Origin of the sequence: Massilia sp. METH4 (genome assembly GCF_037094685.1) — a bacterium.
In the GTDB taxonomy this organism is placed as follows: Bacteria; Pseudomonadota; Gammaproteobacteria; order Burkholderiales; family Burkholderiaceae_D; genus Rugamonas.
In genome coordinates this window covers 5,444,394-5,458,329 of record NZ_CP146614.1, presented here as the reverse complement: position 1 = coordinate 5,458,329, position 13,936 = coordinate 5,444,394, and the positions used below count along the sequence as shown (strand labels likewise).

Below are 13,936 nucleotides of genomic sequence, written 5' to 3'. Positions count from 1 at the left end.
AGGAATGACAACGCATTCGTTCACCATTGCCCCGCTTCGGGAGGGCGTCGAGCACGCCGGCAGGCGCGCCAAGGCTGTCGCGCCGACGCACCCGTGCGCGTTGTCCTCGCGTGTGTCCCCCACCTCCATTATTCGAATTAGCAAGGGTCGCTGAGCTGCGGCGTGGCCGGTGCTCGGCGCCCCGGAACGCCGCGCGACGCCCGTCGCTCCACCCCGTTCGATATTGGAGATCACCATGCAGTCATCATCCTTCCCCGCGTTTCCCACGCTCCCGCAAATCCGCGCCACCGCCGAGCAGCTTGCCGGCAAGATCGTCAACACGCCCGTATGGCGCTGGGACGGCGGCATCATCGACAAGACGTTCAACGGCGAAGGCGAGGTCTGGCTGAAGCTGGAGCTGCTGCAAAAGACCGGCACGTTCAAGCTGCGCGGTGCGCTCACCTGTATCGAAGCGCTGGGCGACGCGGAACGCGCGCGCGGGGTCGTTGCCGTGAGTGCCGGCAATCATGCGATCGCGGTCGCCTGGACGGCGCGCCTGGCCGGCTGCAGCGCCAAGGTGGTGATGCCCCGACATGCGAGTCCCGCCCGCGTGGCGGCGTGCCGCGACCTGGGCGCCGAGGTGATCCTGGTGCCGGACGTGCACCAGGCCTTCGCGCGCGGGCTCGAGATCGAGCGGGACGAGGGGCGCACCATGCTGCACCCGTTCGAGGGGCCGCTGACCGCCCTGGGCACGGCGACCATCGGGCTGGAACTGATGACCCAGCTGCCGGCGCTGGATGCCGTGGTCGTGCCGATCGGCGGCGGTGGCCTGTGTGCCGGCATCGCGGCGGCCGTCAAGCAGATCGCTCCGGCCTGCGCCGTCTACGGCGTGGAACCTTTCGGTGCCGATGCCATGTTCCGCAGTTTCCGTTCCGGGCGCACCGAGCGGCTGGACCGGGTGGACACCGTTGCCGACAGCCTGGGCGCGCCGCTGACCATGCCCTACAGCATGGCGGTATGCCGCCACTTCGTGGACGAGGTGGTGCGCGTGACGGACGATGAAATGTGCCAGGCCATGGTGCACCTGTTCAGCGATGCGAAGCTCGCCACGGAACCCGCGACGGCGGCGGCGACGGCGGCGCTGCTGGGACCGCTGAGGGAAAGGCTGGCAGGAAAGAGGACGGCGCTGATCGCCTGTGGGGCCAATATCGATCCCGCGCGCTTCGGCGAACTGCTCGCGCGCGGCATGCGCGGCATGGAAGTGGCCGAGGGCGGCGCGCGCGCAGCATAGGCGAAAAAAGGCGCTCCGCGGAGCGCCTTTTCGTGGCTTACGTGTCGATCCGTCTTACTGGACCTTGGCCTTCTTCACCAGCTCGTCGCGGTAGGCGGCGATCTTGCGCTGGGTGAGGCCCTGCTCGATCTGGCCCTTCACTTCTTCCAGCGTGGGGAACTTGGCGGCACGGGAGCCTTCCAGCTTGATCACGTGGTAGCCGTACTGCGATTGGACGGGCTTCTCGGTGATCTGGCCATCCTTCAGGGCCACCATCGCATCGGAGAACGGCTTGACGAAGTTGGCCGGGCTTGCCCAGTCCAGGTCGCCGCCATTGGCCGCGGAACCGGTGTCCTTCGACTGCTTGGCCAGTTCCTCGAACTTGGCGCCGCCTTTCAGCTTGGCGATGATGTCGGTGGCTTCCTTCTCGGTCGCGACCAGGATGTGGCGGGCGTGGTATTCCTTGTCGCCGTTGGCGGCCTTGGCCTTGTCGTACTCGGCCTTGATCTCGGCATCCTTGACCGGGTTCTTCTTCACGTAGTCCGCCAGCATCGCGTTGATGACGATGCTCTGGCGCGTATTCTCCAGGGCTTGCTTGACGTCAGGCTTGTTGCTGTAGCCTTGCTTGTCCGCTTCCTGCACCATCACTTCGCGCGCGATCAGGTCCTTCTTGATGGCGTCGCGCAGCTGGGGGCTGTCCGGCTGCTTGCTCTGTGCGGTCACCTGCTTGACCACGGCATCCAGGCGGGAGGCCGGGATCGCCTTGCCATTCACGGTGGCCACGTTCTGGGCGAACGCGGGCGCGGCGGCAATGGCGATCAGTACGGTCAACAGGCGGGCTGGCTTCGAAATCATTATCACGTCCTATAAAAAAACTCGAGGTTGCCCCACCGTGGGGGCTGCTTGAACGGATGCCGCGTCGCGCGCGGCATCGGCGCAATTTACTGGATCTTGGCCTTCTTGACCAGCTCTTCCTGGTAAGCCTGCAGCTTGCGCTGGGTCAGCGCTTCTTCGATCTGCGGCTTCACTTCGTCCAGCGTCGGCAGCTTGGCCTGGCGGATATCGTCCACCTTGATCACGTGGAAGCCGTTCGGCGTCTGCACCGGCTTTTCCGTGACCTGGCCCTTCTGCAGGCCGACGAAGGCCTTCGAGAATACTTCCGGGAATGCCGACGGGGTAGCCCAGTCCAGGTCGCCGCCATTGTTGGCGCTGCCGGTATCCTTCGATTGCTTGGCCAGGTCCTCGAACTTGGCGCCGCCCTTCAGCTTGGCGATGACGTCGTTGGCGGCCGCTTCCGTGTCGAGCAGGATGTGGCGCACGTGGTATTCCTTGTCGCCCGTTTCCTTCACAAAGCGGTCATACTCGGCCTTGACGTCGGCTTCCTTGACCGGGTTCTTCTTGACATAGTCGGCCACCAGCGCCTGGACCACGATGGCCTGGCGGGCATTTTCCATCTGCTGCCTCACGTCGGCGCTTTTCGCGTAACCCTGCTTCTCCGCTTCCTGCATCAGCACTTCGCGGCTGATCAGCTCCTTCTTGATCGCTTCGCGCAGCTCGGGCGAATCCTTCTGCTGGCCCTGGGCCGCCGCCTGCTTGACGATGGCATCGACGCGCGCGGTGGGAATGCCCTTGCCGTTCACCACGGCGATGTTCTGTGCAAAAACGGGAGCCGACGCAACGGCGATCGATGCGACCAGAATACGGACTGCTGGCTTGAGAGTCATTATTATTTCCTACGGGGAAAAGTTCTTGTCAATCGCGGGAGGAGAAGGGACTTAACGCAAAGAGCTATTCATTCCTACCAAACCGCACATTCAAAGTTCCGACGGCGCCACTGCAGTAATGGCCAATGCATGAATTTCTTTATGCATCATATCGTGCACGGCATCATACACCAGCCGATGACGCGTGACGAGGTTCAAGCCGGCGAATTTCGCTGAGGTGATCCTTAAGCGGTAATGGCCACCGCCGGAGGCCGCGCCGGCATGGCCGGCATGCAGCGCGGATTCGTCTTCCAGCGCGATCTCGGCCGGGCCAAGGTGGGCCAGCAGCCGGTCGCGGATTTTATCGAGGCGCGGGTCGTTCATGCTTCATCCTTGATGTGCTTGGAGAGATAGAAGCCTTGCGCGATGAAGAACACGAGCATCAGGCCGGTCACGCCGAACGCCTTGAAACTGACCCAGGCGCCGGTATCGGTCTTGAACAGCACGAAGGCCACGAACAGGTTCAACAGTCCCAGCGCGATCCAGAACAGGACCCACGCGGTATTCAGGCGCTGCCATACCTCATCCGGCAGGGCGATCTGTTTTTCCATCGCCATGCGGATCAGGTTCTTGCCGAAGAAACGCGAAGCGATCACCATGGCAATGGCGAAGCTCCAGTAAATGATCGTGGGCTTCCACTTGATGAAGTCGTCGTCGTGGAAATAGATCGTCAAGCCGCCGAAGAACAGGAATACCACCATCGACACCCACAGGGCGCCATCGACCTTGCGCCCGCGCAGCAGCAGATAGCCGATCTGGGCCGCGGTGGCGATGATGCCGGTGATCGTGGCGAGGATGATCGGCGCCTGGCTGGCCGTGATAGCGCCGCCGGAAATGATGCCCGACAGGTTGCCGTTGATCAGTTGCTGCGCTACCTCCTCGTTGCTGCCGGCCCATTTATAGCTGCCGAAGAAAACCAGCAACGGGAAGATATCGAACAGGAATTTCATCATGGTAATTACGCTTCCGGAGTAAAACGGAGCGCCGCGGAATTGATGCAATAACGCAGGCCAGTCGGCGGCGGACCGTCCGGAAATACATGACCCAGGTGCGCATCGCAGACGGCGCAAATGATTTCGGTGCGCAGCATACCATGGGAGCGGTCGACTTTCTCGATTACATTCTTCGGGTCGAGCGCTTCGAAATAACTCGGCCAGCCGCAGCCCGAGTCGAATTTGGCATCCGAGCGGAACAACGGGGTATTACAGCACACGCAGGTATAAATGCCGTGCTCGTGGTGATCCCAGTATTTGCCGGTAAAGGCGCGCTCGGTCGCCGCATGGCGCGTGACCTGGTATTGCATCGGGTCGAGTTGGGCCCGCCATTCGGCGTCCGATTTCACTATCTTTTTCGTTTGATCGCTCATGGTTTCGCTCAGTTTCCGTATTTCGACTTATCAGGATGAACAACTCACTTCCAATCCGGTCGCCCAGTCCGGAGGCAGGGCGGCATAGCTTTCGTGCTCGGGCTGTTCGTCGAACGGCCGTTGCAGCACAGTCAAGAGGCGTTGCACTTCTGAAAAGTCCTTGTGCTGCGCTTTCTCGATCGCCACCTGGGCAAGGTAATTACGCAAGACATACTTGGGGTTGACGGCGTTCATGGCTACCTGCCGCGCCGCGTCGTCGCTGTGCTCGGCGCGCAGCCGCTCGCGGTACCTGACGGCCCAGGCGTCGAACGCGGGGCGGTCGATGAACAGGTCGCGCAGCGGTTCGTCGCCCGCGGCCGAGTCCGCGCGCACGCCGGCGAGGCGCCGGAAGAACAGCGTGAAGTCGGCATGGTTCGCCTGCAGGACGCCGAACATCTCGTCGAGCAATCCGCGGTCGTCCTCGCGCTTTTCCCGCAGGCCCAGCTTGGCGTGCAGCAGGTCGTCCACGGTCGCGCCGAACACCCCCTGGTACACGTCGAGCGCCGCCTGCGTCTGTTCGACCGAGCCGATCAGGGGAACCAGCGCCTGCGCCAGCGCATAGCAGTTCCAGTGGCCGATCTGCGGCTGCATGGCATACGAATAGCGTCCGCCCTGGTCCGTGTGATTGCAGATGTGCCGGGCGTCGAACGCTTCCATGAAGCCGAACGGGCCGTAGTCGAGCGTCTGGCCCAGGATCGACATATTGTCGGTATTCATCACGCCATGCATGAAGCCGACCGATTGCCACTGCGCGATCAGCCGCGCGGTGCGCCGCGTGACTTCTTCCAGCAGGGCCGCGTACGGGTTTTCCTCGTCGCGCAGGTCTGGATAGAAGCGCTCGATCACATAGTCGGCCAGGACACGCAGCCGCGCTTCGTCATTACGGTAGAACCAGTGCTCGAAAGAGCCGAAGCGCACGAAGGTGGGCGCCATGCGCACGACCACGGCGGCCGTCTCGATGGTTTCGCGGATCACGCCCTGGTCCGACCCCACCACCGACAACGCGCGCGTGGTGGGAATCCCGAGCGCGTGCATCGCCTCGGAGCACAGGAATTCCCGGATCGACGAGCGCAGCACCGCGCGCCCGTCGCCCATCCGCGAATACGGCGTCAGGCCGGCGCCTTTCAGTTGCAGTTCGATCGGGCCTTCGGCGGTCGGCACGTCGCCGAGCAGGATCGCCCGGCCATCGCCGAGCTGACCGGCCCAGACGCCGAACTGGTGGCCGGAATAGACGGCCGACAGGGGCTTGGCGCGTTCGGGCACGCGATTGCCGATGAGGACATCGAGGGCATCGGCGTCCAGCGCCGCGGGATCGAGGCCGATCAGTCGCGCGGCACTGTCGCTCACGCCGACCAGGTAGGGGGCGGGCAATGGCGTGGGCATCAACCGCGTATAAAACTCGGGTGGCAACGTGGCGAACGAGTTTTCCAGGGGGAGGGTTAGGGCAGCGATGGCGGTTCCTGACGGATAAAGAGGCACATGGAGGAGGTCACTTGGGCGGATTTTACCCCAGGCGGCAAAATCGCAGCGGACAGGGCACCGGCAAATAGCACGGTCGGACGTTTGCGGGTATAGTTGCCGCACCCTACCACCAGAAGAGGAACCGAGACATGAGTGCGGAATACGCCCTGCACGGCAACGTGGCCGTCATCACGTTCAACAACCCTCCCGTGAACGGGCTTGGCCTGGCCACCCGTACCGCGGCCGTCGACGGCCTGCGCCGCGCGCAGGAAGATCCACGGGTCGAGGCGATCGTGATCACCGGCGCGGGCAAGGCGTTCTCCGGCGGCGCCGACATTCGCGAGTTCAATTCGCCGAAGGCGCTGACCGAACCCACGCTGCACACCCTGATCCGCACTGCCGAGGAAGCCGTGAAACCGGTGGTCGCGGCGATCCACAGCGTGTGCATGGGCGGCGGGCTGGAACTGGCGCTGGGTTGCCACTACCGCGTGGCCCTGCCGGGCGCCCAGGTGGCGCTGCCGGAAGTGAAGCTCGGCCTGTTGCCGGGCGCCGGGGGCACGCAGCGCCTGCCGCGCGCGATCGGGCTGGAACCGGCGTTGAACATGATCGTCTCGGGCAACCCGGTGGCGTCGGAAAAGCTGCCCGCGCTGTTCGACGAGGTGTTCGCCGCCGGCACGGACCTGGTGGCCGCGGCGGTGGCGTTCGCCGGGCGCATCGCGCAGGTGCGGCCGCTGCCGAAGGTGCGCGACCGCCAGGCGGCGCATGCCGATCCCGCTGCCTTCCTGGAGGCCGCGCGCGCCCGCGTCGCGGCCGCCGCCGGCCCGTTCCCCGCGCCGCGCGAGTGCGTGGAGACGGTGGCCGCCGCGGTCACGATGCCGTTCGAGCAGGGCCTGGCCTTCGAGCGCGAACGTTTCATGCACCTGATCGGCACCACGGAATCGAAGGCGCTGCGGCACGCGTTCTTCGCCGAACGGGAAGCGGCCAAGGTGCCCGACCTGCCGGCCGGCACGCCGTCGCGCCCGATTGCGCGCGCGGCCGTCGTCGGCGCCGGCACGATGGGTGCCGGGATCGCCATGGCCTTCGCCAACGCCGGCATTCCCGTGACCGTGCTGGAAGCGTCGCAGGAGGCGCTGGACAAGGGGCTCGCCGGGGTCCGCGCGTATTACGAAGGCGCGGCGTCCAAGGGCAAGCTGGCGCCCGAGGCGTTGGCGCAACGCATGGCCCTGATCTCCGGGGCCCTGCAATACCAGGCGATCGCCGATGCCGATATCGTCGTGGAAGCGGTCTTCGAAGACCTGGCGGTCAAGGAAGCCGTGTTCCGGCAGCTCGACGAGGTGATGAAACCCGGGGCGATCCTGGCCACCAACACGTCGACCCTGGACATCGACCGCATCGCGGCGGCGACGAGCCGCCCGCTGGATGTGATCGGCACCCATTTCTTCAGCCCGGCCCATGTGATGAAGCTGCTGGAAATCGTGCGCGGCCGGGCGACGGCGAACGACGTGCTCGCCACCGTGCTGGGGCTGGCAAAGCGGTTGAAGAAGACCGGCGTGGTGGCGCGCGTGTGCGACGGTTTCATCGGCAACCGCATGATCGAGCAATACCTGCGCCAGGCCGGTTTCCTGCTGGAGGAGGGCTGCACGCCGGCCCAGGTTGACGGCGCGCTGGAGCGCTTTGGTTTCGCGATGGGACCGTTCCGCATGAGCGACCTGGCCGGCAACGACATCGGCTGGGCGATCCGCAAGCGGCGCGCGGCCGAGGGCAGGGCGATCACCTATTCGAAGCTGCCCGACCTGCTGTGCGAGATGGGAAGGTTCGGCCAGAAGGCGGGCGCGGGCTGGTACGACTACCGGCCCGGCGAACGTACCGCGTTGCCGAGCGCCCAGGTCGAAGCGATGATCGTCGATCATGCGCGGGAACTGGGCGTGGCCCGGCGCGCCATCGGCGACGACGAGATCGTGGAACGGCTGGTGTACGCGCTGGTGAACGAGGGCGCGCGCATCCTGGAAGAGGGCATCGCGCTGCGCGCCTCGGATATCGACATGGTGTACCTGACCGGCTACGGCTTCCCGTTGTACCGCGGCGGCCCGATGTTCTACGCCGACACGGTCGGCCTGCCGGCAGTGCTGGCGGCAATACGCCGTTTCGCCGCGGGCCGGCATGGGGACGCATGGCAGCCGGCGGCCAGGCTGGAGCAGTTGGCCGCCGAGGGCAAGGGCTTCAACGACCGGTGAAGTCGCCGCTTCAGGCGATCCGCTTGCGCATGCGCGCGAGCGGAACCTTGACGCCGCCGGGAAGGTCGAGCTCGAACTCCTCGACCGTTTCGTAGCCGGCCGACCGGTACAGCGGCACGCCGGGCATCGTGGCCGCCATTTCCAGCGCGTGGAACCCCGCGCGGGCCGCCTCGGCCTCGCAATGGCGGATCAGCATCGTGCCCAGGCCCTGCCGGGGCACGGCAGGATCGACGAAGAAGGCGCGGATGCGGCCGGCCTGCGTGGCCGGGTCGAGCAGCGGGTCCGCCGCCGCTTTCATGCGGTCGGCGCCGAACAGCGTGGCGCGCCTGCTCCAGCCGCCGCAGGCCAGCGGCTGGCCATCCCGCTCGATGACGAAGTACGTGCCATCCTTCACGAGCTGGCTGTCCACGCCGAACACATGGCGCGTGACGGCCTCGGCCTGCGCCTCCGTATAAAAACCCTTGCTGAGCGCGATGCCGGAGCGGGCGATCAGCGCCTCCAGCGCGGGGATGTCCGCGGCGGTGGCGGGGCGCAGGGTGACGTTCATCGGCCCGGCTTCACCGGCGCTGCGGCGTGAGGATCGTCGGCAGGGCCTTCGGCAGCGTTTCCGGATAGTCGCGCGAATAATGCAGCCCGCGGCTCTCGCGCCGCTGCAGCGCGCTGTTGACGATCAGGGCCGCCACGTCGACGAGGTTGCGCAACTCCAGCAGGTCCGCCGTGATGCGAAAGTTGCGGTAGTACTCGTCGATTTCCTCCTTCAGCAGCGCGATGCGGTGCTGGGCGCGTTCCAGTCGCTTGGTGGTGCGCACGATGCCGACATAGTTCCACATGAAGCGGCGCAGTTCGTCCCAGTTGTGCGCGATGACGACTTCCTCGTCGGCGTCCGTGACGCGGCTCTCGTCCCAGTCCGGCAGGTACGGCGTGCCGTTCTTCTCCTGCGCCAGGATGTCCTGGGCGCAGGCGCGTCCGATCACCACGCATTCCAGCAGCGAATTGCTGGCCAGGCGGTTCGCGCCGTGCAGGCCGGTATAGGCGGTCTCGCCCACGGCATACAGCCCGCGCAGGTCGGTGCGGCCCAGCATGTCGGTCACCACGCCGCCGCAGGTGTAATGGGCGGCCGGTACGACGGGGATTGGCTGCTTCGTGATGTCGATGCCCAGCTCCAGGCAGCGCGCGTAAATGGTGGGGAAGTGCTCGATGAGGAAATGCGCCGGCTTGTGCGTCATGTCCAGGTGGACGTAGTCGAGGCCGCGCTTCTTGATCTCGAAGTCGATCGCGCGCGCCACCACGTCGCGCGGGGCCAGTTCGGCGCGCGGATCGTGCGCCAGCATGAAGCGCTGGCCCGCCGCCGCTCCGGCCTCGGGCGGCAGCTTCAGCAGGCCGCCTTCGCCGCGCATGGCTTCGGTGATGAGGAACGATTTCGCGTACGGGTGGTACAGGCAGGTCGGGTGGAACTGGATGAATTCCATGTTGGCGACGCGGCAGCCGGCGCGCCACGCCATCGCGATGCCGTCGCCGCTGGCCGTGTCGGGATTCGTGGTGTACAGGTACACCTTGCCGGCGCCGCCGGTGCACATCACCGTGTGTTCCGCCGCCACCGTATGCACCTCGCCGTTGCGCACGTCCTGCACGTACAGGCCGTGGCACTTCGGCTGGGCGTTGCCGTGCGCCGGCCGCGGGCCCAGCTTGTCGGAGGTGATCAGGTCGATCGCGCAGTGGTGTTCGAACAGGCTGATGTTCGGGTGGGCGCGTACCTTCGATTCCAGCGTGACCTGCACGGCATGGCCTGTCGCGTCGGCCGCGTGGATGATGCGCCGCTGGCTATGGCCGCCTTCGCGCGTGAGGTGGAAGCCCAGTTCCGCCGACGTGTCGCGCGTGAATGGCACGCCCTGGGCGATCAGCCATTCGATCGCCTCGCGGCCGTGTTCGACGATGTAGCGCGTGGCGCCTTCGTCGCATAGGCCGGCCCCGGCGACGAGCGTGTCGGCGATGTGCTCGGCGTGGCTGTCGCCGGAATCGAGCACCGCGGCGATGCCGCCCTGGGCCCAGTTGCTCGCGCCGTCCAGCAGCTCGCGTTTGGAAATGATGGCAACCCGGCGCGTTTCGGCCAGGTGCAAGGCAACCGACAGGCCGGCCAGCCCGCTGCCGACGATGGCTACGTCAAATTTCATGGTGAGGAAGGTCTCGATTTGTTTTTTTGCGGTAAAGATATATGACTATAGACCATTTGGAAACACCCGTCATGCCTCGGGCCGTTTTGCGCCGTCTCAACGCCGCCGAGGCACCAGTCCGGCATCATGGCTGAGCCATCCTCGGCGCGATGGCGGTTGCGCCCACCGGACGGGCGAGGGAGTTTTCATCGTGATCCGGATCTTCAACCACTACGTCTCGCGAACCGGCTTTATCCTGCTGCTGTTCGAAATGCTGGTCCTGCACGCCGCCGCCAGCGCGACGGCGTTGCTGTGGAGCGGCGCGCCGCGCGGCGCCTCCGATGCCTACCTGGCCGGCATGCTGTTCGCCGTGATCAATGTATTCGCCATGAGCGCGCTCGGGCTCTACCAGCAGCTGTTCCGCGAAGACCTGCGCGGCGCGCTGGCCCGCGTGCCGCCCGCCTTCATCGTCGGCTTCGTGCTGTTCTCGGCGCTGATGGAAGTGCTGCCGGCGATGGACCTGGGGCGCGCGGCCGGCCTCGCGTTCGTCCTCGGCGGCGCATGCGTGCTGATGACGCGCGTGCTGCTGTTCACGTCGGCGCAATCCGATATGCTCGTGGAGCGCCTGATCCTGATCGGCGCCGGCGCGCTGGCGCGCGAGTGCCTCGAACTGGCGGCCAAGCGCGGCGGGCCGCGCCGCTTCGAAGTCGTCGGCTGCGTACCGATGCCTGGAGAAGAGCGGTGCGTGCCGGTGGCCAAGGTGTTGAAGCCGGGCGAATCGCTGTTGACGCTGGCGCGACGGCACGGCGCGAGCGAGCTGGTGATCTCCGTCAGCGACCGGCGCAACGGCGCCTATCCGATCCGCGAACTGCTCGATTGCGCCCTGGGCGGCGTGCGCGTGACCGATGCCGCGGCATTCTTCGAGCGCGAGGCGAGCCAGATCCGCGTCGACTCCCTGCAACCGAGTTACCTGATCCATGGCGGCGGTTTCGACCAGAGTTTCCTGCGCGCGTTCGTGAAGCGCTCGTTCGACCTCGTGGCCAGCGCCGCGATCTGCGCGGCCACGCTGCCGGTCATGCTGCTGGCGGCCATCTGCATCGTCATCGAGGATGGCGGGCCGGTGATTTTCCGGCAGGAGCGGGTCGGCAAGAACGGCAGGCCGTTCCAGGTCCTGAAGTTCCGCAGCATGGGCCTTGACGCGGAACGCGACGGCAAGCCGCGCTGGGCCACTGCCGGCGACCCGCGCGTGACCCGGGTCGGTTACTGGCTGCGCAAGCTGCGCATCGACGAGCTGCCGCAGATGTTCAACGTGTTCCGCGGTGAGATGAGTTTTGTCGGCCCGCGCCCGGAACGGGCCTATTTCGTCGAGCAACTCGGTCGGGACATCGCCTATTACGATGTGCGCCACAGCATCAAGCCAGGCATCACGGGCCTGGCCCAGGTGCGTTACCACTACGGCGCGTCGGTCGAAGACGCCGTGCGCAAGCTGCAGTACGACCTGTACTACGTCAAGAACAACAGCCTGTTCCTCGACCTGCTGATCCTGATCGACACGGTGCAGGTGGTCCTCTCCGGCAAGGGCGCGCGGTGATGGAGAACGCGGTGCTGGTGGCATCGACCAGTCATGGCCTCGGCGCCGCGGCGTTCGCGATCCTTGCCCTGCTGCTGTTGATGGGCCGGCGCGTGCGGGGCCAGCACCGCCTGCTCGTCGGCGCCTGCGCCGCCACCGCCCTGTGGTCGGCGGCCACCGCGCTGCACGGCTGGCAGGTGTTCGGCATGGACATCGCGCAGGCCGCACGGGTGCTGGAAACCTTGCGGACGGCGGCCTGGCTGCTGTTCCTGCTGCGGCTGTTGGCGTCCGCCGGCCTGCCGGCAAAGCGCACCCTGGTCGTCGTGGCATTGCTGACAATGGTGCAACTGGCCGCCGGCGAACTGGCCCCCGTATCCGTCGTGCAGGCCAACCCCGCGCAACCGCAACCGGCCCATGCCGCCCTCATCGCCACCATCGGATCGAGCCTGCTGCTCGCCGTCGCGGGCATCTTGCTGATCGAACAGCTGTTTCGCAGCACGCCGGCGCGCGAACGCTGGGGCATCAAGTTCGCCTGCCTGGGGCTGGGCATGCTGTTCGTCTACGACTTTTACCTGTATAGCGATGCACTGCTGTTCCGGCGCGTGCAACCCGACATCTGGGCAGCGCGCGGTTTGGTGGACGCGCTATGCGTACCGCTGCTTGCCGTCTCGGCGGCCCGCAATCCCACCTGGCAACTGGGGCTTGCGCTGTCGCGAAAGATCATGTTGCGCTCTGCGGCGCTGGTCGGCTGTGCCCTGTATTTGCTTGCGATGGCCGCGGGCGGCTGGTATCTGCGCAGCGTGGGAGGCGCCTGGGGGCCGGTCATGCAGCTGATCTGCCTGTGCGGCGCCGGCCTGCTGCTGGCGGGGATCCTGTTCTCCGGGTCCGCGCGCGCCTGGTTGCGGGTCTTCATCAGCAAGCACTTCTACCAGGCGCATTTCGATTACCGCGACGAGTGGCAACGGTTCACCCAGGCCTTGTCGGAAGGTGGAGCTGTGCCGGGCGAGCGCGCGATCCAGGCTGTCGCCGCGCTGGTCGAGAGCCCGGCCGGCGCGCTGTGGATCCGACGCGATGGGTTGTTCCAGCCCGCCGCCTGCTGGAACGTGCCGGCGCAGTACGCCGCCGAACCCGCGGACAGCGCCTTCTCCCGCCTGCTCGAAGAACGGCACTGGATCGTGGAGGTCGCGCGCCGCGTGCCGGGCGAACCACGGGGATTGCTGCCGCAGTGGCTGCATGGCGTCCCGGGTTTGTGGCTGGTCGTTCCATTGATGCTGCACGGCGAGCTGTTCGGGTTCGTCACGCTGTCCACGCCGCGTTCGCCGGTAACGCTCAACTGGGAGATCTTCGACCTGCTGCGCCTCGCGGGCAGCCAGGCCGCGAGCTGCCTGGCGCACAGCGAGCTGGCGCAGCGCCTGGCGGTGGCGCGCCAGTTCGAATCGTTCAACCGCATGTCGACTTTCGTCGTCCATGACCTGAAAAACCTGCTGTCGCAGCACTCGCTGCTGCTCGCCAATGCGGAGCGGCACAAGTCGAACCCGGATTTTCAGGAAGACATGCTGGCGACACTGGCGCACTCCGTCCAGAAGATGACAGCGCTGCTCCAGCGCCTGACGCGGGGCGACCACGCCCTCGACCGCGCGCCGCACGCGCTGGCCGATGTGCTGCGCAACGCGGCCCACGGCTACCAGGCGGCACAGCCCCGGCCCGTCCTGGACATCGCCGACGAGTCACTGCTCGCGCTCGTCGATGGCCAGCGGCTGGAGCGAACCATCGCCCATCTGCTGCAGAACGCGATCGACGCGACGCCACCGGACGGCCGGATCGCTCTGGGTCTGAAACGAGTGGACGAAGCCTGGGCCGCGATCGAAGTGCGCGACACGGGAAGCGGCATGAGCGCGTCGTTCGTGCGCGACCGCCTGTTCCGCCCGTTCGAGACCACGAAGGCGGCGGGGATGGGAATCGGCGTCTATGAAAGCCGTGAGTACATCCGCGAACTCGGCGGGCGGCTCGAAGTGGAAAGTCGTCCGGGTGACGGCAGCACGTTTCGCATCGTGCTCCCGCTTCACCCGGTACTGGGCGATATGCCCGTAACGGCCTGAGCGAG

Annotated in this window: 12 protein-coding genes; 4 read left to right on the top strand and 8 right to left on the bottom strand. The window is 66.3% G+C overall.

Annotated elements, in window-relative coordinates:
• The first annotated feature begins 235 nt into the window (after nt 1–235).
• The gene (locus V6Z91_RS24060) at nt 236–1,270 is read left to right on the top strand and encodes a threonine/serine dehydratase (RefSeq protein WP_338762164.1); all 1,035 of its coding nucleotides are present in this window, start codon (nt 236–238) and stop codon (nt 1,268–1,270) included.
• A gap of 54 nt (nt 1,271–1,324) precedes the next feature.
• Here the strand turns inward: V6Z91_RS24060 and V6Z91_RS24055 are convergent, their stop codons facing one another.
• The 6 genes from V6Z91_RS24055 to V6Z91_RS24030 all read right to left on the bottom strand — a co-directional run bounded on the left by V6Z91_RS24055 (nt 1,325) and on the right by V6Z91_RS24030 (nt 5,800).
• The gene (locus tag V6Z91_RS24055) at nt 1,325–2,104 is read right to left on the bottom strand and encodes a peptidylprolyl isomerase (RefSeq protein ID WP_338762161.1); all 780 of its coding nucleotides are present in this window, start codon (nt 2,102–2,104) and stop codon (nt 1,325–1,327) included.
• 86 nt (nt 2,105–2,190) lie between these two features.
• Entirely contained in the window at nt 2,191–2,973 is a 783-nt protein-coding gene (locus V6Z91_RS24050) for a peptidyl-prolyl cis-trans isomerase (RefSeq protein ID WP_338762158.1), read from the bottom strand.
• 90 nt (nt 2,974–3,063) lie between these two features.
• Complete coding sequence (locus tag V6Z91_RS24045) at nt 3,064–3,336, bottom strand: BolA family protein (RefSeq protein ID WP_338762155.1); 273 nt, start codon at nt 3,334–3,336, stop codon at nt 3,064–3,066.
• Nucleotides 3,333–3,962: a septation protein A gene (locus V6Z91_RS24040; protein ID WP_338772029.1), complete on the bottom strand. Its 630-nt coding sequence runs from the start codon at nt 3,960–3,962 to the stop codon at nt 3,333–3,335. Before V6Z91_RS24040 ends, V6Z91_RS24045 begins: the two co-directional genes overlap by 4 nt.
• Before the next feature lie 8 nt (nt 3,963–3,970).
• Nucleotides 3,971–4,378 carry a peptide-methionine (R)-S-oxide reductase MsrB gene (gene msrB, locus V6Z91_RS24035; RefSeq protein ID WP_338762152.1) on the bottom strand — a complete coding sequence of 136 codons (408 nt, stop codon included), beginning with the start codon at nt 4,376–4,378 and terminating at the stop codon, nt 3,971–3,973.
• Nucleotides 4,379–4,408: 30 nt separating this feature from the next.
• The gene (locus tag V6Z91_RS24030) at nt 4,409–5,800 is read right to left on the bottom strand and encodes a YdiU family protein (RefSeq protein WP_338762150.1); all 1,392 of its coding nucleotides are present in this window, start codon (nt 5,798–5,800) and stop codon (nt 4,409–4,411) included.
• A gap of 227 nt (nt 5,801–6,027) precedes the next feature.
• Between V6Z91_RS24030 and V6Z91_RS24025 the strand changes: the two genes are divergently transcribed.
• Entirely contained in the window at nt 6,028–8,112 is a 2,085-nt protein-coding gene (locus tag V6Z91_RS24025) for a 3-hydroxyacyl-CoA dehydrogenase NAD-binding domain-containing protein (protein ID WP_338762148.1), read from the top strand.
• A gap of 10 nt (nt 8,113–8,122) precedes the next feature.
• Here V6Z91_RS24025 and V6Z91_RS24020 read toward each other — a convergent pair whose 3' ends face one another.
• Both V6Z91_RS24020 and nadB read right to left on the bottom strand, forming a co-directional pair.
• Nucleotides 8,123–8,659, bottom strand: coding sequence for a GNAT family N-acetyltransferase (locus tag V6Z91_RS24020; RefSeq protein WP_338762146.1), 537 nt, complete (start codon nt 8,657–8,659; stop codon nt 8,123–8,125).
• Nucleotides 8,660–8,669: 10 nt separating this feature from the next.
• Entirely contained in the window at nt 8,670–10,283 is a 1,614-nt protein-coding gene (gene nadB / locus V6Z91_RS24015; RefSeq protein WP_338762144.1) for an L-aspartate oxidase, read from the bottom strand.
• A 190-nt stretch (nt 10,284–10,473) separates the two neighbouring features.
• Between nadB and V6Z91_RS24010 the strand changes: the two genes are divergently transcribed.
• Both V6Z91_RS24010 and prsK read left to right on the top strand, forming a co-directional pair.
• Complete coding sequence (locus V6Z91_RS24010) at nt 10,474–11,853, top strand: TIGR03013 family XrtA/PEP-CTERM system glycosyltransferase (RefSeq protein ID WP_338762142.1); 1,380 nt, start codon at nt 10,474–10,476, stop codon at nt 11,851–11,853.
• On the top strand, nt 11,853–13,931 hold the full coding sequence (gene prsK / locus V6Z91_RS24005) for an XrtA/PEP-CTERM system histidine kinase PrsK (RefSeq protein WP_338772027.1): 2,079 nt from the start codon (nt 11,853–11,855) through the stop codon (nt 13,929–13,931). Before V6Z91_RS24010 ends, prsK begins: the two co-directional genes overlap by 1 nt.
• The last annotated feature ends 5 nt before the right edge of the window (nt 13,932–13,936 follow it).